The 20001-nt window shown below is 68.6% G+C and carries 20 protein-coding genes and 1 pseudogene; 6 read left to right on the forward strand and 15 right to left on the reverse strand.

All coding sequences use genetic code 11. The features are described 5' to 3' along the window. Positions 1-29: 29 nt before the first annotated feature. Complete coding sequence (locus tag BN996_RS10840) at positions 30-425, forward strand: DUF7575 domain-containing protein (RefSeq protein WP_089778942.1); 396 nt, start codon at positions 30-32, stop codon at positions 423-425. Positions 426-490: 65 nt separating this feature from the next. Here BN996_RS10840 and BN996_RS10845 read toward each other — a convergent pair whose 3' ends face one another. From BN996_RS10845 to trpC, 6 genes and pseudogenes are all read right to left on the reverse strand, one after another. Beyond that, complete coding sequence (locus BN996_RS10845) at positions 491-1669, reverse strand: 3-dehydroquinate synthase II (protein WP_089778944.1); 1179 nt, start codon at positions 1667-1669, stop codon at positions 491-493. A gap of 733 nt (positions 1670-2402) precedes the next feature. Continuing rightward, positions 2403-2812, reverse strand: a pseudogene (locus BN996_RS10850) (methylated-DNA--[protein]-cysteine S-methyltransferase). An 80-nt stretch (positions 2813-2892) separates the two neighbouring features. Beyond that, positions 2893-3693 (reverse strand): 2-amino-3,7-dideoxy-D-threo-hept-6-ulosonate synthase, encoded by an 801-nt coding sequence (locus tag BN996_RS10855; protein ID WP_089778946.1) that lies wholly within the window; start codon positions 3691-3693, stop codon positions 2893-2895. A 24-nt stretch (positions 3694-3717) separates the two neighbouring features. After that, entirely contained in the window at positions 3718-4551 is an 834-nt protein-coding gene (trpA, locus tag BN996_RS10860) for a tryptophan synthase subunit alpha (protein ID WP_089778948.1), read from the reverse strand. After that, positions 4551-5819, reverse strand: a complete 1269-nt coding sequence (gene trpB / locus BN996_RS10865; RefSeq protein WP_089778950.1) for a tryptophan synthase subunit beta — start codon at positions 5817-5819, stop codon at positions 4551-4553. Before trpB ends, trpA begins: the two co-directional genes overlap by 1 nt. Next, positions 5816-6571, reverse strand: coding sequence for an indole-3-glycerol phosphate synthase (trpC, locus tag BN996_RS10870; RefSeq protein WP_089778952.1), 756 nt, complete (start codon positions 6569-6571; stop codon positions 5816-5818). The genes trpB and trpC overlap by 4 nt, the downstream gene beginning before the upstream one ends. 157 nt (positions 6572-6728) lie before the next feature. Here trpC and BN996_RS10875 point away from each other — a divergent pair, with 157 nt between their 5' ends. Next, positions 6729-7184 carry an MGMT family protein gene (locus BN996_RS10875; RefSeq protein ID WP_089778954.1) on the forward strand — a complete coding sequence of 152 codons (456 nt, stop codon included), beginning with the start codon at positions 6729-6731 and terminating at the stop codon, positions 7182-7184. 15 nt (positions 7185-7199) lie between these two features. Here BN996_RS10875 and BN996_RS10880 read toward each other — a convergent pair whose 3' ends face one another. From BN996_RS10880 to lonB, 3 genes are all read right to left on the reverse strand, one after another. Next, a complete protein-coding gene (locus tag BN996_RS10880) occupies positions 7200-7538 on the reverse strand; it encodes a hypothetical protein (protein ID WP_089778956.1) in 339 nt (112 codons plus the stop codon). Between the two features lie 102 nt (positions 7539-7640). Beyond that, the gene (locus BN996_RS10885; RefSeq protein ID WP_089778958.1) at positions 7641-8654 is read right to left on the reverse strand and encodes a CPBP family glutamic-type intramembrane protease; all 1014 of its coding nucleotides are present in this window, start codon (positions 8652-8654) and stop codon (positions 7641-7643) included. 6 nt (positions 8655-8660) lie between these two features. After that, the gene (gene lonB, locus BN996_RS10890) at positions 8661-10745 is read right to left on the reverse strand and encodes an ATP-dependent protease LonB (protein ID WP_007275142.1); all 2085 of its coding nucleotides are present in this window, start codon (positions 10743-10745) and stop codon (positions 8661-8663) included. Between the two features lie 169 nt (positions 10746-10914). Here lonB and BN996_RS10895 point away from each other — a divergent pair, with 169 nt between their 5' ends. The 3 genes from BN996_RS10895 to BN996_RS10905 are packed head-to-tail and all read left to right on the forward strand — an operon-like array spanning position 10915 to position 12930. Next, positions 10915-11466 (forward strand): nicotinamide-nucleotide adenylyltransferase, encoded by a 552-nt coding sequence (locus BN996_RS10895; RefSeq protein WP_089778960.1) that lies wholly within the window; start codon positions 10915-10917, stop codon positions 11464-11466. Position 11467: 1 nt separating this feature from the next. Further along, the gene (locus BN996_RS10900; RefSeq protein WP_089778962.1) at positions 11468-12256 is read left to right on the forward strand and encodes an SAM hydrolase/SAM-dependent halogenase family protein; all 789 of its coding nucleotides are present in this window, start codon (positions 11468-11470) and stop codon (positions 12254-12256) included. Beyond that, positions 12256-12930 carry a trimeric intracellular cation channel family protein gene (locus tag BN996_RS10905; RefSeq protein ID WP_193310936.1) on the forward strand — a complete coding sequence of 225 codons (675 nt, stop codon included), beginning with the start codon at positions 12256-12258 and terminating at the stop codon, positions 12928-12930. Before BN996_RS10900 ends, BN996_RS10905 begins: the two co-directional genes overlap by 1 nt. A gap of 34 nt (positions 12931-12964) precedes the next feature. Here the strand turns inward: BN996_RS10905 and BN996_RS10910 are convergent, their stop codons facing one another. The 4 genes from BN996_RS10910 to BN996_RS10925 form a co-directional block, all read right to left on the reverse strand. Further along, positions 12965-14284, reverse strand: coding sequence for an APC family permease (locus BN996_RS10910; RefSeq protein WP_089778964.1), 1320 nt, complete (start codon positions 14282-14284; stop codon positions 12965-12967). 171 nt (positions 14285-14455) lie between these two features. Then, positions 14456-16018 (reverse strand): thermosome subunit alpha, encoded by a 1563-nt coding sequence (thsA, locus tag BN996_RS10915; protein ID WP_089778966.1) that lies wholly within the window; start codon positions 16016-16018, stop codon positions 14456-14458. Positions 16019-16192: 174 nt separating this feature from the next. Further along, positions 16193-16474, reverse strand: coding sequence for a HalOD1 output domain-containing protein (locus tag BN996_RS10920; RefSeq protein ID WP_089778968.1), 282 nt, complete (start codon positions 16472-16474; stop codon positions 16193-16195). A gap of 54 nt (positions 16475-16528) precedes the next feature. Further along, a complete protein-coding gene (locus tag BN996_RS10925; RefSeq protein WP_089778970.1) occupies positions 16529-17179 on the reverse strand; it encodes a helix-turn-helix domain-containing protein in 651 nt (216 codons plus the stop codon). A gap of 174 nt (positions 17180-17353) precedes the next feature. Between BN996_RS10925 and BN996_RS10930 the strand changes: the two genes are divergently transcribed. After that, positions 17354-18178, forward strand: a complete 825-nt coding sequence (locus BN996_RS10930) for an amidohydrolase family protein (protein ID WP_089778972.1) — start codon at positions 17354-17356, stop codon at positions 18176-18178. A 6-nt stretch (positions 18179-18184) separates the two neighbouring features. Here BN996_RS10930 and BN996_RS10935 read toward each other — a convergent pair whose 3' ends face one another. Next, on the reverse strand, positions 18185-19087 hold the full coding sequence (locus BN996_RS10935) for a glycosyltransferase family 2 protein (RefSeq protein ID WP_089778974.1): 903 nt from the start codon (positions 19085-19087) through the stop codon (positions 18185-18187). A gap of 70 nt (positions 19088-19157) precedes the next feature. Beyond that, positions 19158-19913: a class I SAM-dependent methyltransferase gene (locus tag BN996_RS10940; RefSeq protein ID WP_167344128.1), complete on the reverse strand. Its 756-nt coding sequence runs from the start codon at positions 19911-19913 to the stop codon at positions 19158-19160. Positions 19914-20001 lie beyond the last annotated feature (88 nt).

A 20001-nucleotide genomic window follows, 5' to 3' on the forward strand; every position in this document is an offset into this window, starting at 1 on the left:
AAGAGCGCGGACGACGACGCCAACGAACAATGCCCGATGCTCGTCGTCGCGCGGTCGTCGCCGCCCTCGTCGGCGTGGTTGGTGCCTCGCTCGGAATCGCCGGGGCCGGCCACGTCTACCTCCGCGAGTGGCGACGCGCGATCGCGTGGTTCACCTTCGTCTTCGGCGCGGCGCTGGTGTTGCTCTCGACGTTCGCCGACCCGGCGACCGTGACGGTGGACTCGCTCCCCAGAGAGGTGCTGTTCCCCGTCCTCGGACTGCTGTTTCTGAGCGCGCTCGACGCCTACCGCGTCGGGCGTCGACCGCGCGGTCGCAACGCGAACGGCGAGCCGACCTGCCCGGTCTGCGGCGGCGAACTCGACCGGAACCTCGACTTCTGTCCGTGGTGTGCGACGGAACTCGAATGGTACACGGTCGAGGGATAGAGAGACGGACGACGGACACCGACCGCCGTCCTCGCCCTCGGCTTCGAAAAAACGGCCCTCCGGAACTACTTCTCGATGATGCTCTCTTCGACGGCCTCGCCGAAGTGGCGAGCCGTGTCCTCGTAGTAGATGAGCATCTCGTCGCCGGGTTCGAGGTCGGTGACGGCCGTCCGCCCCTCGCGGGTCTCGACCTTGATGGTCTCGGCGTTCTGGAGGAGCGTGGTGACGCGGTCGCCCTCGTAGTCGGCGGAGATGCGGAACATCGGTCGCTTTTCTATCTTCACGCGCCCGACGATGGCCTCGCGGGTGCGTCCGTTCGTGTCGATGAGCTGAACCTCGTCACCGCTTTCGAGTTCGGAGAGGTAGACCGTGCCGCCGTCGGGAGTCCGCGCGTAGGCGTGGACCGCGCCGGCGTTGACTCTGAACGGCCGAGACGCGACGTACGGGGACTCCGCCGTCTCGGCGTGGACAAAGAACAGGCCGCGGGCCATCGAGCCGACGAGCATCCCCTCGTCGTGGTCCATGATGGTGCCGGTGTCGACGCAGACGCGGTCGGCCATCCCCGTGCGTTCGACCTCCGTGACCTCGGCCCAGACGAGGTCGAGCGACTCGCGTTCGGCCTCGTCGCGGACCTCGACGGTCTTGCGTATCTCGTCGGGGTCGTCGCTGTCGAGGAGGACGCCGTCGGAGCCGAGTTCGAGCGTCTCGAAGGCCGTCTTGGCCTCTTCGGCGGTCGTGACGCCCGCGATGAGGTCGGTCTCCTCGCCGATGCGGGCGATGAGGTTTTCGAGCGGGATGATGGTCCAGTCCTCGCCGATGACGATGGTGTAGTCGCCGTCGCGGGCGGCCTCCTCGGCGAACGCCTCGTAGTCCTTGCTCAGGATGCGGACGTACGACCCGTTTGCGAGGTCGTCGCCGCGGCGGAGCGTCGTCAGGTCGGCAGACCCGGAGAAGTCCGAGGGGAGTTCGACGGTCGCGTCGCCCTCGCCGCCCTTGCCGACGATGTAGGCGTCGGCGAGCGCCTCGGGCTCGGTGTCGTCTTCCTCTGCTTCCATCACGTGGACGTCCGCGTCGGTTCGGAACGCGGCGACGTTGACGTCGCCGAGTTCGCGCACCCGTTCGACGTCGCCCTCGTCGACGAGAACCCAGTCGACGCCGGCTTCCAGTCCGGCCGTGATGCGTCGCTTCCGCGTCTCCCAGTCGCCGACTGCGTCGTCGGCCTTGAGCCAGACGCTTCGTGTCATTATCGACTTCACTCGGTGGGCGGGCTTGAACGTGGCGAATGAATCAACGGACGGCGAACGGGTCGCGTCGAGACGATGCGGACGCGCTTTGGGAATTCTGTATCGCATTATGTGGTATATATGGGGTGAGATGGTGGGTGAACAACGACGATTCAGCACCACTCGGCGCAGTGATGCGAGTCGAAGTTCGGTAAGCGAGCGTATCAGGACGCGACGGCAGACTGTGCCGAACACGAGGGTGGGCGTGTAAATCGAGAACGACCAGCGCGTTGGCTGGCCGACACCACGAATCGACGTTCAGTCTCTCGCGGTCGAGTCGAGATATCACCACTCGGTTCCGGAAGCCAGCCAACGGACACCGATTCGAGGTCGGTCGACTGCCGACGTTGGAATAGTTGGAAGCGGGTCGACCAGGATTCGGGCCGACTGGCCGCGGTTGCACCCCACGGGTTCGGAGCGCACGCGACCCGATATGCCGAACAAAAACCCCGGGGTCGAGGCCGGAACGACGCACCTCGGCATCGAAGCGGGAGGTGTTCGAGTCGTGCACGCGGCAAGGTCGGGGGGCACTCAGTCGCGACGACCCCATCGTTCGAGTCCGCAACCGAATTCGAACCGAGGAGGACGGAGAGTGCGAATTCAATCGAATCGGTGGAAGCACCTCTCCAGTGCGCGTGGCGTCGCTCGACTCCTTCGACCGCAGAATAAATCAATTACGGCGATATGAAATCGGTCAGAACGCGTCCAGCCCCGTCTGGACCGCGCCGCGCTCGTGGTCGAGGAGCGCGCGCTTCAGGTCGACGCCGCCGGCCGCGGAGAAGCCGCCGAGGGAGTCCGCGCCGACGACGCGGTGACACGGGACGACGAGCGGGACCGGATTCCGCCCGCAGGCCTGGCCGACGGCGACCGCGTGGCTGTCGAGTTCGGCCGCGACCTCGCCGTAGGTGCGCGTCTCGCCGTGCGGAATCGACGCCATGACGCGCATCACCTCGCCGTGAAGGAGTCGGGAAACCGAACGTCTACGTCGAACTCGCGGCGCTCGCCGTCTTCGTACTCGGCGAGTTGGTTTCGGAGCGAGTCGGCAGAACAGCCGACGAGTCGGTCGTCGATATCGACCGCGAACCCCCACATCGTGACGCGCATGCTCGGAGTTCGCGCTCGGCGGGTATCTATCTGTAGGCCGGGTCGAAAAAGCCGAAAAGCGTCGGAACGCCGCGGCCGCGTTACGCCTCGATGCCGAGCCCGGCGCGTTCGAGCGCGGTGTCCACGTCTGCGTCGTCGTGGATGACGGCGCTGACGGCGCGGGTGATGGCCTCGGGGTTCTCGTGCTGGAAGATGGAGCGACCCATGGAGACGCCGGCCGCGCCGGCGTCCATCGTGCCGCGGACCATCTCGACCGTCTCGCGGTCGGTGCCGCGACTGCCGCCGGCGATGACGACCGGCAGGCGCGTGGCCTCGACGACGCGACCGAAGGAGTCGGCGTCGCCGCTGTAGGCGGTCTTCACCACGTCGGCACCGACTTCCTCGGCGAGGCGGACGGCGTGGGCGAGCGCCTCGGGGTCCTGTTCGTCGATGCCGGGGCCGCGGGCGTAGGACATCGCGAGGACGGGCACGCCGAAGTCGGCGGCGCGGGAACAGAGGTCGGCGAGTTGCGTCATCTGGTCGGGCTCGTAGTCCGAGCCGACGTTGATGTGGAAGGAGACGGCGTCGGCACCGACGCGGAGGGCGTCTTCGACGGTGCCGGTGAGTCGCTTGTCGTTTTCGTCCGGGCCGATGACCGTCGAGCCGTTTACGTGGACGATGTAGCCTTTGCCGTTCTTGTTCGGGTGGACGCGCGGCGCGGTGCCCTTGTGCGTGAGGACGGCGTCGGCGCCGCCGCGCGTGATGCCGTCGATGGTGGATTCGATGTCGACGAGGCCCGTGACCGGGCCGAGGGTGATGCCGTGGTCCATCGGGACGATGAGGTATCGCCCGTCTGTGGAGATGCGGTCGAGTCGTGCGGAGAGTCCGATGTCTGTGTTCATGTATGAGAAAGGGTGGCAGAGCAGTTATGTGCGTTCCGGATGCGGTGGGCGTTGCGACGCGCCTGCGACCGCGCCGTCTTTCAGCTCGCGGGCGAGCGTTTCGAGGCGGTCGGCGACCGTTTCGGCGTCGTCGCCGTTCTCGTGGCCCTCGGCCACGATGTCCACGAGCGCGCTGCCGACGATGATACCGTCAGCGCCGCTGGCGACGATGCGCTCGGCGTGGTCGCCGCTACTGATGCCGAAGCCGACCGCCTTGGGCACGTCGTAGTCGGCGAGTCGTTCGAGCGACGAGCCGGTCTGGTCGGAGACGCTCGACTGCGCGCCCGTCGTGCCGAGGCGCGCCTGCACGTAGACGTAGCCCGAGACCCGTTCCATGATGCGGTCGAGGCGGTCGCCGCGGGTCGTCGGCGCGACGATGAAGACGAGGTCGAGGCCGAACTCGTCGCAGGCCTCGCGCAGTGGGTCGGCCTCTTCTGCCGGCAGGTCGGGGACGACGAAGCCCTCGATGCCGACCTCGGCCGCCTTCTCGACGAACGGCCGCGGACCGGGTTCATCGCCGTAGCGGTAGATGAGGTTGTAGTAGGTCATACAGACCAGCGGCACCGACACGTCGAGGTCCTCGACGAACTCGAAGAACCGAGTCGGCGTCATGCCGCCTTCGAGCGACCGGACCACCGCGTTCTGGATGGTCGGCCCCTCGGCGATGGGTTCCGAGAACGGAAGGCCGAGTTCGATGACGTCCGCGCCGCCGCGTTCGAGCGCCTCGACGTACTGAAGCGAGGACTCGTAGTCCGGGTCGCCGGCGGCGAGGTAGGGGACGAACGCCGGGCCGTCGGCGAAGGCGTCTTCGAGCGACATCACAGGCCCCCCGTGAACTCGTCCATGTTCGGCGCGATGTCGATGTCGCGCTCGTAGGTCTCCTCGATGGCCGATTCGAGGTCCTTGTCGCCGCGACCGGAGACGTTGACCACGACGTACTCGCCGAGGTCGTCCGCTTCCTCGGGGTCGGGCGCGTCGGGACCGACGACCGATTCGAGGTAGCCGAACGCGTGGGCCGACTCCAGCGCGGGGATGATGCCCTCCATCTGGGAGAGCCGGTGGAACGCGGTCAGCGCCTCGTCGTCGTCGACGTTGACGGCGGTGACGCGACCGGTGTCGACGAGGTACGCGAGCTCGGGGCCGACGCCGGCGTAGTCGAGGCCGGACGACACCGAGTGCGACTCCATAATCTGGCCGTCGCGGTCCTGTAGGAGCCGGGTGCGAGCGCCGTGAAGGATGCCCTCCGTGCCGGTCGTGAGCGACGCCGAGTTGGGCGCGACGCCGGCTTCCTCGTCGACTTCGAGCGTCGAGCCGCCGGCCTCGACGGCGTAGAGCGCGGTCTCCTCGTCGTCGACGAACTCGGCGAACGCGCCCATCGTGTTCGAGCCGCCGCCCGCGCAGGCGACGACGGCGTCGGGGAGCCGACCCAGTTTCTCTCTGGCCTGCGTGCGGGCCTCCTCGGAGATGACCGACTGGAAGTCCCGGACCATGCTCGGGAAGGGATGTGGGCCGACGACGGAGCCGATGACGTAGTGGGTGTCTTCGACGTTGGTCGCCCAGTCGCGCATCGTCTCGGAGATGGCCTCCTTGAGCGTGCCGCGGCCGACGGTGACGGGGTTCACCTCGGAGCCGTTGAGCTTCATCCGGAAGACGTTGGGGCGCTGGCGGTTGATGTCGCGCTCGCCCATGTAAATCTCGCAGGGCATATCGAGGTGCGCGCAGGCCATCGCCGTGGCGGTGCCGTGCTGGCCCGCGCCGGTCTCGGCGATGATGCGCTCTTTGCCCATGTACTTCGCCAGTAGGACCTGCCCGAGCGCGTTGTTGAGTTTGTGCGCGCCGCCGTGGACGAGGTCCTCGCGCTTGAGGTACACCTCGCGGTCGTAGCGCTCGGAGAGCCGGTCCGCGCGCTGGAGGGGCGTCGGCCGCCCGCCGAAGTCCCGCAGTCGCGCGCGGAAGTCGTCCATGAAGCCGTCTTCGTTGTCGAGGACGTACCGCTCGTACGCGTCGGTCAGTTCCTCGATTGCCGGCATGAGGGCCTCGGGAACGTACTGTCCGCCGTAGTCGCCGAATTTGCCGTCTGCGCTCATTGTGTGAGTGTCTCCGTGTTCTGTCGCACGTCGCCGTCCATGATGGCCGTCCCGACGAGGAGGGCGTCGGCACCGGCCTCGCGCATCCGCCGCGCGTCTTCGACCGTCTTCACGCCGCTTTCGGCCACGAGGAGCACGTCCTCGGGCGCTTCCGGCGCGAGTCCCTCGAACGTGCCGAGGTCGACTTCGAGTTGCCCGAGGTCGCGGTTGTTGATGCCGACGATGTCGGCTCCGGCCGCGAGCGCCGCCGTGAGTTCCTCGCGCGTGTGGACCTCCACGAGCGGCTGGAAGCCGCGGTCGCGGGCCGCCTCGACGAGGTCCGGAAGGTCGTCACCGACGAACCGCGCGATGAGGAGCACGAGGTCGGACTCGACGACGTCCAGTTGGGCCTCGTGCATGATGAAGTCCTTGCGGAGGACGGGCACGTCGACGGCCTCGCGGGTGCGCCGAAGCGACTCGGCGGAGCCGCCGAAGTGCTCGGGTTCGGTGAGGACCGACAGCGCCGTCGCGCCGCCGGCGACCATCTCGCGGGCCAGTTCGACCGGGTCGTCCTCGCGGACGCCCTCGGTCGTCGGACTCGTGGGCTTCACCTCGGCGATGACGGGAACCCGCCCCGCGGCCTCAGTTTCGGCCACGGCCTCCGGGAACGACCGCGCGTCGACCGACACGCGCGTCTCCCCGCCGGGTCGCTCCCGCGCGGCCTCCAGGATGGCGCGCACGTCGGGAGCTAATTCGTCTCCACTGGCGTTCATTAATGTACACTAACGCACGTATCTGTACATAAGACTTGCGTCGGCGGGGACACTCACCGTCTCCCGCACGCTCGCGGGCGAGCGCGAGTCGTCGAAGGGTGCGAGCCCCCACGCCGTCGCCGGAAGGGTCAAGCCTCCGGCGACGGGAGCCGAACGTATGCCCGTCTCGGGAATCTACGCGCGCGAATCGTCGACGCTCGGCCGCCCGGTGCAGGTCGGCGTGGTCAGCGGAAAGGTCATCAACGTCTCGTTTCCGGAGTCGCTGCCGGCGGACGCCGAGTCGGACCACGAACACCTCGACGCCGTGTTGGCCGCCATCGACCGGGGCGAGACGGACCTCTCGTCGGTCCCAATCGGCCTGACCGTCCCGACCGACCAGCGGAGCGTGCTGGAGTCCCTGCGGAACGTCCCGCGGGGCGACACGGTCGACGTGGCCCTGCTCGTCCGCATGGCCGGCCTCGACCCCGAGGACGACGACTCCGAGCGCGTCGTCCGCGAGGCGCTCGCGGCGAACCCGGTCCCGGTCGTCGTCCCCGACCACCGGGTGAAAGACGGCCCGAGCGCCGCCCCCGACGACGTGGTCGAGGCGCTCCGAAAGTCGGAAGGAATCTAATTTCTGCGGACTCCCTCAGAACGGCGTCGCGTTGGTTTCGCGGCGGAGCGCGAGATAGCCGAGCAGGCCGCCCAGGAGGAACAGCGTGCTGGCGAGTCCGACCGACTGGACGCCGGTCGCGAGCTCGGCGAACTGCGAGAGCCCCGCGAGGACGAAGCCGCCGCCGGCGACGTACTTGAGTCGGCTGTCGACCGGAATCCGGAGCGTGACGACGCCGAGGAGAACCGCCGTCAGCCCGAAGGCGGCGTCGGCGGCGAGTCGAAGCGTCGGGTTCCCCGTGGCGAACGCCGCGACGACGAGCGCCAGATAGCCGATGAGCCCCGCCTGCGTCAACTGCCGCGTGTCGATGTCCATACCGGCTACGCGTGGTGCGGACACTTGAACGCATCCCCGCGCCGCGGCCGCGACGGCGAGCGATTCGGCGGTCGTCGCCGACGCCGACGTGGTGAGCCGCCGCTACCAGCCGAACAGCTCGTGGCCCGCAAACTCCAGCGCGTTCACGAGGTAGTGGGCGACGACCACGACCAACAGGCTCCCGGTGAGGACGAACGCCGCCGCAAGGACGAACCCGAGGAGGCCGGTGACGACGATGCCGAGTCGACCCTGCGCGCCGTGGCCCGCGCCGAAGGCGGCCGACGACACGGCCGCCATGAGCCACGGCGACACGTCGAAGCCGGCGGCGACCGCTCCCACGAGCGCGCCCCGGAACAACAGCTCTTCGAAGCCGGCGATGAGGGGAAGCGCGACCGCGAACAGGAACACCCAGCCCGCGGCGGTCCGCGGCGTCAGCGACTCGCGGACCGCCTCGTCGGGCGCGATGCCGAACCGCTCGCTGACCGTCGAACCGACTCGGTTGGCCCCGTAGAGCGCGATGCCGAGTCCGACGCCGAGAGCGAACTTCGCCGGGAGGTCGGTGACGGAGAAGCCGAGCGCCGCGGCCGGCACGCCGGCGTACCACGCGCCGAGGCCGAGAAAGCCGCCGAGGAACGCCTGCGAGAGCGCGACGTTGGCGAGAAGGAGATGCGGCGGGAGGTCGGCGGCGGACGCGGAGCGCTCCGAGACGGCCGAGACGGGAGCCGCGGTGACGCCGGGGGGTTCCCGGTCCGAGTCGGGTTCGGAACCGGCCGTCACGTCGGACTCGGCGTCGGCCGCGCCGTCGCCCCCAGGGAGCGTCGGCGGCTCGGGTCGCGGCGACGCGTCGGTCGAATCGACCGAGAAGGAGGCCAGCGAGACGGTGTCGGGGTCGGCTGGTTCGTGCGTTTCGTCCGGTTCGGCGGGGGTAGAAACGGGGTCGTCCGGCGAACCGACTCGGGCGTTTTGGGCGGGGCCGGACTCAGAGTCGTGGGGAGCCGCGGGCGCGTCGGAGCCGGTCTCCTCAGCGTGCGGGACGCCGCGAGAAAAGTGCGCGAGAGAGAGTAAGACGGCGAGGACGAGGCCGGTGAAGCCCGCGAACGCCGCCCAGTCGGTCATCCGGCGTTACTGCGGGCTGGGGCTGGAGGGCCCTTTGACGCCCTGGCCCTTGTTGAGGGCGGAGCCGGTGATGCTCTTGAGGCGGTCCACGAGCGAGTCCTTCTCGGGTTCGCCTTCGAGGGCGACGTCGAGGACTTCGCTGATGTGCGAGACGGGGATGATGTCGACCATCTCCTTGTACTCGTCTTCGATCATCACGTCCTGCTCGTTGGCGGCGGGGATGATGACCGTCGAACAGCCGGCCTTCGCGGCGGCCTCGATCTTGTGGGTGACGCCGCCGACCGGGAGCACGTCGCCGCGCACCGACAGCGAGCCGGTCATGGCGACCGACTGGTCGATGGGGATGTCCTCCAGCGCGGAGATGACGGCGGTGGCGACCGTGATGGACGCGGAGTCGCCGTCGACGCCCTGCTGGCCGGTCTGGACGAACTGCACGTGCACGTCCATCTCCGAGAGGTCCTGGTTGGAGAACTTCTTGATGATGGCCGAGACGTTCTGGACGGACTCTTCGGCCATCTCCTTGAGCTGGCCGGTCGCGATGACCTGACCGGGGCCCTGCGAGGGCGTGACTTCGGCCATCACGGGGAGCATGATACCGGAGTCTTCGCCCATGACGGCGAGGCCGTTGACGCGGCCGGTGACGAAGCCGTCGTTGACCGACAGCTCGTAGTCCTTGCGGCGCTCGATGTACTGGTCCGCGATCTGCTGTTCGATGGAGCGCGCGCGGCGCTTGGCCTGGAGCACGTGGTCGCGGGTGGTCAGCTCGGCGTTCTCGCCGCGGGCGATGTCGCCGGCGACGCGGACGAGACCGCCGAGGTTACGGAATTCGAGGGTGAGGTGGCCCTTGCGACCGGCGCGGCGGCGGGCTTCGAGGATGAGCTCCTCGACCGCCTCCTCGGTGAAGTGCGGGAGCCGCCCGTCGTTGGTGACCTCCTGGGCCACGAAGCGCGCGTACTTGCGGCGCATCTCGGGGGTGTCCTGGATGGTGTCGTCCATGTACACCTCGTACCCGTAGCCCTTGATACGGGAGCGGAGCGCGGGGTGCATGTTCTCCATCGCGTCGAGGTTCCCGGCGGCGATCATGATGAAGTCCGTCGGGACGGGCTCGGTCTGGACCATCGCGCCCGAGGAGCGCTCGGACTGGCCCGTGATGGAGAATTCGCCCTCCTGGATGGCCGTCATCAGGTGCTGTTGACTGCGCACGTCGAGGGTGTTGATCTCGTCGATGAACAGGACGCCCTTGTTCGACTTGTGAATCGCGCCGGGTTCGACGCGGTCGTGGCTGGGCGTCTCCATGCCGCCGGACTGGAACGGGTCGTGGCGGACGTCGCCGAGGAGCGCGCCCGCGTGAGCGCCCGTGGCGTCCTGGAACGGCGCGGACTTCTGGTCGGCGTTGTTCACGATGAGGTTCGGAATCATCGCGTCACTGCCGCGCGAGCCGTAGCGGAACGCGAGATAGATGATACCCGCGGCGAGGATGCCGAGCAGGACCTGCTGGGCGATGATGAGCGAGTAGCCCAGCACGACCGCGATGATGATCCACATGAGGAACGAGCGCATCTGGTTGCGCTTGCGTGCCTCTTCTTTGTGCGCCTCGACGATCTGGTCACCTTTGCCCGCGGGGACCGTGCGGACCTTGGGGCGATTGCCGTCGTCGGGGTTGTGGTAGACGAGCACGTCCTGAAGCTCCTCGCGGGGGAGAAGCTCGGACATCGCCTTGGCGAGCATCGACTTCCCCGTCCCCGGGGAGCCGATCATCATGACGTGGCGGCGCTGTTTGGCCGCCTTCATGATGACGTCGCGGGCGTGCTCCTGTCCGATAACCTGGTCGACGAGGCGGTCCGGGACGGGAATCTCGTCGGTCGTCTCTATCTTGAGACCACCGAGGAGGTCGTCTTCGTCCACGTTCTCGGCCACGTCGGCGTCGATTTCGACATCGCTCCCGAGGTCGTCGATCGTCTTCTTGTCGACCTCTTCGGCCTCGTCGTGCTGGAGCGACCCCCCGTCGTCGATGCCCTCTTCCGAGGGCGCGTCGTCGGGTGAATCCTCCCGCTCGTGGAGGCTGTCGTCGGTGTTCGTATCGTTACTCATAGAACTGTCGTCGCTACTTCTAACGTAGGCCCTGCGACTGATATACTTTCTCCCCGGTTTCATCCGGCGTACCTTGCCGTAACCTCGCGTTTCGACCGCCCTACCACCAGAATACCGGAGTTCTCCCAACTCGGCGTATTTATAAGTAATCCGGACTAACGGCCGACGCATGCGGGGGTTCTACATCGGCCGCTTTCAGCCGTACCACAACGGCCACCACCGAATGGTCGAAGAGATTGCCACCGAAGTCGACGAACTCGTCCTCGGTATCGGGTCCGCGGGCGACTCGCACTCGCCGCGGAACCCCTTCACCGCGGGCGAGCGAATCATGATGGTCAACAAGGCCGTCACCGACTTCGACATCACGACCTACGCCGTCCCCATCGAGGACCTCGACCGCAACTCGGTGTGGGTCAGCCACGTCCAGTCGATGTCCCCCGCGTTCGAGGTGGCGTACTCCAACAACCCGCTCGTCATCCAACTGTTCAAGGAGGCGGGCGTCGAGGTCCACCAATCGCCCATGTTCAACCGCGAGGTGCTGGAGGGCACGGAGGTCCGCCAGCGCATGATAGAGGACCGCGACTGGGAGTCGCTCGTCCCCGACGAGGTGGCCGACGTGGTCCGCGAAATCGACGGTATCGAGCGCCTCCAGCGCGTCACGGCCACCGACGGGGCAGAGCGCGTCGCCGACGGAGAGGACCGCGACCCCAACCCCTGTTGAGATGATTACCCTCGCGTCCGACTTCGGGCTCGCGTACCCGGCCGCGATGAAGGGCGTCGTCCTCTCGCGGACCGACGCGCGACTCGTGGACGTGGCCCACGACCTCCCGCGACAGGACGTTCGCGCGGCCGCCTTCTGGCTCCGCGAGACGCTTCCGTACTTCCCGCCGGCGGTCCACCTCGTCGTGGTCGACCCCGGCGTCGGCACCGACCGCCGCGCGGTCGTCCTCCGGGTCGGTGACCACGTCTTCGTCGGCCCCGACAACGGCGTCCTCCGCCCGCCGGCGCGACGCGTCGCCTCCGAACTCGCCGACGACGCGCCCGTCGAAGCCTACGAAATCGACGTTCCGAACCCCGCGTCGACGACCTTCCACGGTCGGGACGTGTTCGCGCCCGCGGCCGCCGACGCCCACGTCGCGGGCGCGTCGGCGCTGGAGTCGGTCGACCGCTTCGAGCCGGTTCCCGTCGACTCGCTCGCCGAGCGCCGCTTCCCCGAGGCGACCGTCTCGGCCGACGGCCGCGAGGCGACCGGCGAGGTGCTCGTCGTCGACGACTTCGGCAACTGCATCACCAACGTACCGGGCGCGTTCGTCCGCGAGGCGGCCGGCGACCGCGCGACCGTGAACGGCGAGTCGGTGCCGGTCGGTCGCACCTTCGAGGCCGTCCCCCGCGGCGCGAAACTGCTCACCGTCGGCAGTCACGGCAACGTCGAGTGCGACGTGAACCGCGGCCGCGGCGACGAGGCGTTCGGCCTCGCGCCCGGCGACCGCGTCGAACTCCGGGTCGACTGATGGGCGTCCTCGTCTCCGCCCCCGTTTTCGCCTTCGCCGCCGCTCCCGCCGCCGTCGCCGTCCCCGACATCGACCCCTTCGCGGTGATGAACGTCGTCGGCCTCCTCGCGTTCGCGGTCGCCGGCGCGCTCAAGGCCGCCGAGGCCGGCCTCGACGTGTTCGGCGTCTCGGTGCTCGGCATCGTGACCGCCCTCGGCGGCGGGACGACCCGCGACGTGCTCGTGGACCGACTGCCCGCGTCGCTGGCGGGGACGGGAGACATGAGCGTCGCGCTCGTCGGCGTCGGCGTCGCCATCGTCCTCATCCACTCGATAGAGGGCCGCGTGCGCGACCACCCGGCGTTCCTGACGACTGACGCGGTCGGGCTGTCGGCGTTCGCGGCGACCGGCGCGCTCGTCGGCGTCGACGCCGGCGTCACGTCGTTCGGCGTCGTCATCCTCGCCACCATCACGGCCGTCGGCGGCGGCTCAATCGCCGACATCCTCATCGGGCGCGTGCCGGTCGTCCTCCGCGACGACTTCTACGCGACGCCCGCGGTCGTCGGCGGTCTCGCCTTCCTCGCCGCCCGCGCGGTCGGCGCGCCGACCGGCGTCCCCTCGGGGCTGTGCGCCGCGGTCGTCTTCTCGGTGCGGGTGCTCGCGCTCCGCTACGACTGGCGGCTCCCGCGAGTCTGAGGCCGAGGCGGGGAGAGCGCCGAGAGCGGAACCCCTACAGCTCGTTTTCGACGCGCCGCTCGGCCGAGCGGACCTCGTCCGCGATGGCCTCGCGCTCGAAGTAGAGCACCTCGACGCCGACGACGACCACCGCGAGCGCGAGGACCGTCCAGAACGTCCCGCGCTCGGCGTCGAACAGGTGCCACAGGAGCGCGGCCGCCGAGCTAATTCCGCCGACGGTCCCGACGGCGGGAATCACGGCGGTTTCGAGGTCCTCGCGCTCTCGGAACGCGAGGAACGAGAGGCCGCCGAAGATGCAGATGAACGCGAGCGACGCGAACGAACTGATGGCGTCGAGGCTCCCGAGGAAGGCGAACCCGGCCGCGAGCGCGCCGAGCGTCACGAGCGGGCGAATCGGCTCGTCGGCGGACTCGTCGCGGAGGCGACTCGGGAGCAGGTCGTCGGCGACGAGGCGCTTCGAGAGCCGCGCGGAGCTGAACAGCGTGGCGTTGATGGCGCTCCCGGTCGAGAACAGCGCCGCGACCGAGATGAGGACGAACCCGGCCTGCCCGAGAAACGGCCGGGCCGCGACCGCGAGCGCGGTCTCTGCGTGTTGCTGGATGGCGTCGATGCCGGCGAGGTTGGTCGTGACGAGCGCGACGAGGATGTACAGGCCGGTCGCGCCCGCGATGGAGATGTAAACCGCTTTTCTGACGGTCTCGCGGGGGTCGGCGATGTTCTCCTGGTCGAACAGCAGAAGCTCCCAGCCCTCGAAGGCGACGAAGGAGACGGCGGCGGCGACGAGCGGGCCGATGCCGAGGTTCGACAGGCCGAAGCCGAGGCCGCCGTGGGTCACGCCGTAGGCGACGCCGCCGACGCCGAACACGAGCAGGATGGCGACCTTGAGGCCGACAAGCAGGTCTTCGGCCCGCCCCGAGGCGTGCGCCCCGAAGACGTTGAGGCTCACGAACGCGGCGACGGTGAGCGCGGAGACGAACGGCTGTATCGAGACCGAGGCGACCGTCGAGACGCCGGTGAGTTCGACGAAGTAACCGCCGAAGGCGTAGGCGTACATCGCCATCGTCCCGACGTAGCCGAAGACGAACGTCCAACCCACGACGCCCGCGAGCGTGGTGTTGTCGTCGGTGAACCGCTCGACGTAGCCGACGGGCGACCGCGGCGACTCGCACAGCCCGTTCAGTCGGAGCAGCGAGTAGCCGGCGCAGGCCGCGAGGACGCCGGCGACGACGAACGCCGCCCACGCGAGCGTCCCGGCCGCGCCGGCGACGACGCCGAGCACGGCGAAGATACCGCCGCCGACCATCCCTCCAATCGCCATCGACACGGCTTCCGGAAGCCCGACTTCGTCGGACATTGGGTGATAGTTCGGCGCTCGCCACGGAAGAACGTAGCGGCCCGCGTGATAGGAATCCCTCGGCGGCGCGGCTCTGGAGCGACTACGAGAACAAAACCGCGAAAAGCGACACGAAGTGGCCCGGCGGCGGGACGCACCGCCGGTGGGGAGTGTGTTCTGCGGGCGGCTCGGTTACTTGGCGGCGATGACGTCGTCGATGCGGACGATCATCGTCGCGGCCTCGGTCGCGGACTCGATGGCTTCGCGCTTGACCGCGACGGGGTCGATGACGCCGAGTTCGACGGGGTCGCCGATTTCGCCGGTGCGGCCCGAGGAGATGATGCCGGCGATGCCCTCGTTCTCGTAGCGGGCGCGGAGGTCGACGAGCGCGTCGATGGGGTCCATGCCGGTGTTCTCGGCGAGGGTGCGCGGGAGCGCCTCGACGGCGTCGGCGTACGCCTCGACGGCCAGTTGCTTGCGGCCCTCGATGCCGGCGGCCTCCGAGCGGATGCGGTCGGCGATGGCGATTTCGGTCGCGCCCGCGCCGGGGACGACGCCGCCCTTGTCGATCGCGGCGACGACCACGTCGACGGCGTCTTCGATGGCTCGTTCGAGTTCGTCGACGACGTGTTCGGTGCCGCCGCGGAGGAACAGCGTGACGGCCTTGGCCGCCGCGCCGCCCTCGACGAACGCGAGGTCGTCGTCGCCGAAGCTGCGGATGCTCACGGAGTCGACGCGGCCGAGGTCGGACTCGTCGAGGTCGGAAAGCGAGCCGAGGCGCTTCGCGCCGGTCGCGCGGGCGAGGGCGCGAGCGTCGGACTTCTTGACGCTCTTGAACGCGAGGATGCCCGCGTCGGCGAGGAAGCCCGCGACGCGGTCGTCGATGGACTTGGTGCAGAACACCACGTCGACGCCGGCGTCCGAGAGGGCCTTCGCGTAGCCGCGGAGTTCGCTGTCCTCGGCGTCGATGGCCGCGGTGAGCTGGTCGACGGACGTGATGTTGTACTCGGTGTCGACCTCGCTCTTGCGCACGTCGAGTTTCATGTCGAGGACCGCGACGGTCGCGTCGGCGACGGACCGGGGCATGTTCTCGTTGACGGGCTCCTTGTCGAGGACGACGCCCTCGACGAGTTCGGTCGCCGAGGAGGACGCGCCCGTGCGGGTGAGCACGCGGACGTCGTCGCGGTGGAAGGTTCCGTCGCCGTCGCCGTGGACCATCTGGACCGCCTTGACGACGTGTTTGGCGAGCACGTCGGCGGTCACGTCGCCGGTGCCTTTGCCGGTCATCGACGACTCGGCGACCTTCCGGAGCAGGTCGTCGTCGAGGGCCACGTCGAGGACCATCTCGTCGATGGCGTCCTGCGCGATGCGGGCGGCCTCGGTGTAGCCCTCGACGATGACCGTCGGGTGGAGGTCGTCGTCGAGGAGGTCTTCGGCGTGCGCGAGGAGTTCGCCGGTGAGGACGGCCGCGGTGGTCGTGCCGTCGCCGACTTCCTCCTCTTGGGTCTGGGAGACCTCGACGATCATCTGCGCGGCGGGGTGCTCGATGTCCATCTTTTGGAGGATGGTCGCGCCGTCGTTCGTGATGACGACCTCGCCCGAGGAGTCGACGAGCATCTTGTCCATGCCGCGCGGGCCGAGCGTGGTCCGTACGGCTTCGGCGACCGCCTTCCCGGCGCGGATGTTGGAGTCCTGCGCGGAGCGGCCGTGCGTTCGGTTCGTCCCCTCTGCGAGAATGTATAACGGTTGCTGCATTCGTGAAGCCATGTTGAAACCTCAACCGCTATCAACGATTGCAGTTCTATAAATACGTTTCGCCCGGAGTGAGCTACGAAATCGCACGACAGGGCGACGGTTTTTCGAATCCGGAGGAGGCGGCCACGACCCGAATCGGCGGTCGAGCGAGGCACCGCCGAGACGGGCGCGTCGCTACTCGTCGAGGGTGTCGACGGTGAGCGTCCCGTCGCCGAACAGCGAGACGAGATAGCCCGCGTACTTGAACGAGAACCGACGGGACGGGTCGTGAGAAAGGCGAAAGAGAACGTCGAGCGCTTCGGGGTCGACGCCGATATCCGAGAGGGGCGGGAGTTCGAGTGGATTGAGTTCCGTGGCTGTCGCGACCGCCGAGGCGATGGCGACCGCCACCTCGTCGTACCGGTCGACCGAGGTGACCACCACGGACCCTGCTCCATCTTCGAGCGGGTCGTCCATACAGTCCGAATGGGTAGTCGGCTACCTATTGGTGTGGGTTGACTATGTAACCCGCTATCGCGGCGATCGCTCGTCTCGAATCCGCTCTGCGAGCGTCCGGTAGGCGCGTTTGAGGCGGGCGGCGACCGCCTGCCGAGAGATGCCGAGCTCCGCGCCGAGTTCGTCCAGCGAGGTGTCCCGACGCTCGTCGAAGTAGCCGCGGTCGAGCGCGAGAAGCAGGGCTTCGAGCTGCGTGTCGGTCAGCCGCCCGCTCATCGGCTCTTCCTCGGCCGCGACCGAGCTGATGCGGTCGAACTCGGTGTCGATGCCGTGCGCCGCCCACTCGCGCCTGAGGTCGGTCAGCACGCGGTGTGACGAGACCCGGAGCTTGAGCCACCACGAGTCGGCGGTCGAGAGACACTCCAAGAGAACCGCGTCGCGCTCGACTAACGCGTCGAAGACCGGAATCTGAGAGACGTCCCACGTGACGCCGTAGAGCGACCGGTCCGAGACGGAACCGACGAGCGTGAGGTCGTCGACGCCCGGGAGCGACCGCACCGCCTCCCCGAACGACGCCGCGTCGGGACCGCGAACCCAGACGAACGACATCGCCCGCGAGGCGGGCGGGACGGAGCGTTCCAGTTCGAGCTCCACGTCGTGGTCCTCGACCGCGGAACCGAACGGGAGCGCGGACAGCGGCGCGACGACCTCGGCGATGAGGCACACGCGTGAACGATGGCAATAGCAGGTCAAAAAGTTGCGTTTCAGGCACTCTCAGCACTGTCGTGAAAGAATGAACGTCACGCGTCGGCGAACGAACGACCCGGTACTGTGAGCTCGGTGAAACGACCGCGGCGGATTCTACAACCTATTTGGCGGCCACCGGAGAGTGACACCACAATGCTGGAGTTGGAACACGGGTTCAGGGTCGTGGACGTGAACGCCCGTCTCGACCCAGACGAGCGATCGGTCGCGACGCGCGGGCGGGAGATAAGCCCCGAGCGACTGGAGCGCGAACTGCATCAGGCGGGCGTCGTCCGCGCCGTCGTCTCGCCGGGCGCACAGCGGGTCGAGGGGAGCTACCTCCGCCCGAACAACGCGGTCGCGCGGATGAGCGTCGACCGCCCGTTTCTGGCGTTCGCTCGCATCAACGGCCCGCGCGACCCGAGCGGCCGGGCCTCGGCGCGACTCCGGAACTTCAGGTCGTCGCGGGCGGACCACCACGCCGACCCCGACGACATCGAGCAGTACGCCTACGACGACCGCTTCCACGGCTTTTCGCTCGCGCCGGCGGTCGACGGACTCCCCGACGACGAGACGCTCGCGATGCTGGAAGACGTGGGGCTTCCCGTCTTCGTCGAGGGCGGACGGGTCTTCAAACCGAGCGCCGTCGCCGAGTCGCTGCTCGGTCGGTTCCCGGTCATCCTGTCGAGTTTCGGCGGCTTCCCGCTCGACCGCGGGCTGATGGACGAGGCCATCGACCTCCTCGACGACCACGACGACCTCTATCTCGACACGAGTTTCGTCCGCTACCGGAGCGTGCTCGAACGCGCGCTGCTCGAACACCCGGACCGCGTGCTGTTCGGCAGCGGCGCGCCCGAGACCCATCCGAACGTGGGCGTCATGGAGATTCTGACGCTCGACGTGTCGGAAGACGCGCTGACGAAGGCGTTCTCGAAGAACGCGGCGCGGGTCATCGAGGCGCTCGGCCCCGGAGAACAGTAACGCGAGTCAGCGCCAGTCGTAGCGGGCGACGGCGCGGTCGGCGCGCTTCGACCGACCGTGGGGGTTCCGCGTGCGGGTCCGGTCTCGGGCGCGGGCGACCAACCCGTCGGAGACGCCCGTGGCGATGCCGCCGACCACGTCGCGGCCGGTTCCGGCCCACCCCGAGGGCGTCACCTCTCCTTTCGCGACGCCGAGGGCGGCGTCGACGCCGTCCGAAATCGCGTGTTTCGCCGTCCGCGTGACGGTCCCCGGTCTGACGCCGTAGTTCTTCACGAGTCGATAGGTCAGAGAGCGGTACTTCCAGCCCCAGTCGCGCTCGGAGACGCCGCCGTCGGCCTCGAACTCGCGGCGGACGCACATCTCGGGCGCCCACGCGACGGAGCGGTCGAAGCCGGCGAGGCGGTGGGCCGCGTCGCGCGCGCCGCCCGTCTGGAGGTACTCGTCGAAGCCGTCGAGGGCGTCGATGGCCCCGCGGCGGAACGCGACGTTCCCGCCGTTGAAGTACGTCACCGTGCGGCCGCTGATAGCGCTTCGTTCGGGGGACTCGGTCGTCATGCCGTTGCGGAGCGTCTGGTGCATCGGCCCGGTGACCACGTCGGCGTCGGCGATGCCGGCTTCGAGCGCCGACAGCCACGACGACTCGACGGAGAGGTCGTATCGAAGGAGTGCGACCACGTCGCCGTCGGCGACTTCGAGGCCGGCGTTGCGGGCGACGTTGAGGTTGCGGTCGGAGATTTCGACCAGCACGTCCACGTCGTCGCGCTCTCTCACCATCCCGGTCGTGCCGTCGGCGGAGGGACCGTTGACGACGACGACTTCCGCGTCGGGGGCGTGCTCGGCCAGCGCGTCGAGGCTGGTGGCGAGCCGGTCCCGACCGTTGAGCGTCGGGAGCACAACCGAGAGGTCCATACCCGACAGTTGCGGTGGACGTACTTAAATGTGAATCGAGAGCCGTGTTAAAATCTGCCGTGAGAACGCCTCACTCGGCGTCGCTCGCCCGCGTCGCCGGTCGGGACGGCTCGTCGGCGGACTCGACCCGCGCGTCCCAGTACGACACCGATGCGAGGTCGTCGCCGAGCGGCGAGTCGCCGACGGCGAGGTCGAGCGAACGGAACGGCTGTGCGATTCCGTTGGGGACCTTCCGGTAGAAGCCGAACGGGATGACGAAGTCGTGGTTCGCGCCCGCGAGGTCGAGTCCCGCGTCGCCGAGCAGTCGCCGCACGTCGCCTTCCGAGTAGAGCCGCGACCCCATCGGGAGCAGCCAGTTGTAGGCCACCCGGAGGCTCCCGTCGTTGAAGGTGTCGAAGAACACCTGCCGTTTCGAGACGCGGGCCATCTCGGCGAGGAACTTCGCCGGGGTGTCCGCGAGGTGGAAAAAGCGCATCGCGAACACCGCGTCGAAGTGGTCGTCCGGGAACGGCAGCCGCGCCGCGTCGCCGCGGAGGAACTCGATGCGGTCGGCGACGCCCGCCCTGCGGGCCTTCTCCCGCCCCTGTACCATCATCGCCCGCGAGATGTCCAGTCCGACGACGTTCGCCCCCTCCTGGGCGAGCATCACGGTGAACCGGCCGGTCCCGCAGGCGATTTCGAGGATGTTCTTGTCCTCGACGGGGCCGAGCGCCGCGAGGACCGCCTCCTTCTCTCGCCGGTCGATGAGGCGACCGCCCTTGGAGAACCGCTTCGAGTCGTACTCCTGGGCGACCTCGTCGGCCTGGTACCACTCCTTTCCTTTCACGCTACGCATACTCGCGGGGGGGACCCTAAAACGGTACTGGATACGCGGTGCGGTAGCGGGGTCCGGCGACCGGTGGGAGTGAGCTTTT

It is taken from the genome of Haloferax massiliensis (assembly GCF_001368915.1).
In the GTDB taxonomy this organism is placed as follows: Archaea; Halobacteriota; Halobacteria; order Halobacteriales; family Haloferacaceae; genus Haloferax; species Haloferax massiliensis.

Excerpts from the sequence above, each read along its gene's own strand:
- BN996_RS10905 (WP_193310936.1), top strand. The coding sequence starts at position 12,256 with ATGGGCGTCCTCGTCTCCGCCCCCGTTTTCGCCTTCGCCGCCGCTCCC.
- trpC (WP_089778952.1), bottom strand. The coding sequence starts at position 6,571 with ATGAACGCCAGTGGAGACGAATTAGCTCCCGACGTGCGCGCCATCCTG.
- BN996_RS10930 (WP_089778972.1), top strand. The coding sequence starts at position 17,354 with ATGCTGGAGTTGGAACACGGGTTCAGGGTCGTGGACGTGAACGCCCGT.
- BN996_RS10855 (WP_089778946.1), bottom strand. The coding sequence starts at position 3,693 with ATGAACACAGACATCGGACTCTCCGCACGACTCGACCGCATCTCCACA.
- BN996_RS10885 (WP_089778958.1), bottom strand. The coding sequence starts at position 8,654 with ATGACCGACTGGGCGGCGTTCGCGGGCTTCACCGGCCTCGTCCTCGCC.
- lonB (WP_007275142.1), bottom strand. The coding sequence starts at position 10,745 with ATGAGTAACGATACGAACACCGACGACAGCCTCCACGAGCGGGAGGAT.
- BN996_RS10935 (WP_089778974.1), bottom strand. The coding sequence starts at position 19,087 with ATGGACCTCTCGGTTGTGCTCCCGACGCTCAACGGTCGGGACCGGCTC.
- BN996_RS10920 (WP_089778968.1), bottom strand. The coding sequence starts at position 16,474 with ATGGACGACCCGCTCGAAGATGGAGCAGGGTCCGTGGTGGTCACCTCG.
- thsA (WP_089778966.1), bottom strand. The coding sequence starts at position 16,018 with ATGCAGCAACCGTTATACATTCTCGCAGAGGGGACGAACCGAACGCAC.
- BN996_RS10875 (WP_089778954.1), top strand. The coding sequence starts at position 6,729 with ATGCCCGTCTCGGGAATCTACGCGCGCGAATCGTCGACGCTCGGCCGC.
- BN996_RS10895 (WP_089778960.1), top strand. The coding sequence starts at position 10,915 with ATGCGGGGGTTCTACATCGGCCGCTTTCAGCCGTACCACAACGGCCAC.
- BN996_RS10880 (WP_089778956.1), bottom strand. The coding sequence starts at position 7,538 with ATGGACATCGACACGCGGCAGTTGACGCAGGCGGGGCTCATCGGCTAT.
- BN996_RS10840 (WP_089778942.1), top strand. The coding sequence starts at position 30 with ATGCCCGATGCTCGTCGTCGCGCGGTCGTCGCCGCCCTCGTCGGCGTG.
- BN996_RS10900 (WP_089778962.1), top strand. The coding sequence starts at position 11,468 with ATGATTACCCTCGCGTCCGACTTCGGGCTCGCGTACCCGGCCGCGATG.
- BN996_RS10845 (WP_089778944.1), bottom strand. The coding sequence starts at position 1,669 with ATGACACGAAGCGTCTGGCTCAAGGCCGACGACGCAGTCGGCGACTGG.
- BN996_RS10910 (WP_089778964.1), bottom strand. The coding sequence starts at position 14,284 with ATGTCCGACGAAGTCGGGCTTCCGGAAGCCGTGTCGATGGCGATTGGA.
- trpB (WP_089778950.1), bottom strand. The coding sequence starts at position 5,819 with ATGAGCGCAGACGGCAAATTCGGCGACTACGGCGGACAGTACGTTCCC.
- trpA (WP_089778948.1), bottom strand. The coding sequence starts at position 4,551 with ATGTCGCTCGAAGACGCCTTCGCCGACGGCCCGGCGTTCGTCCCCTAC.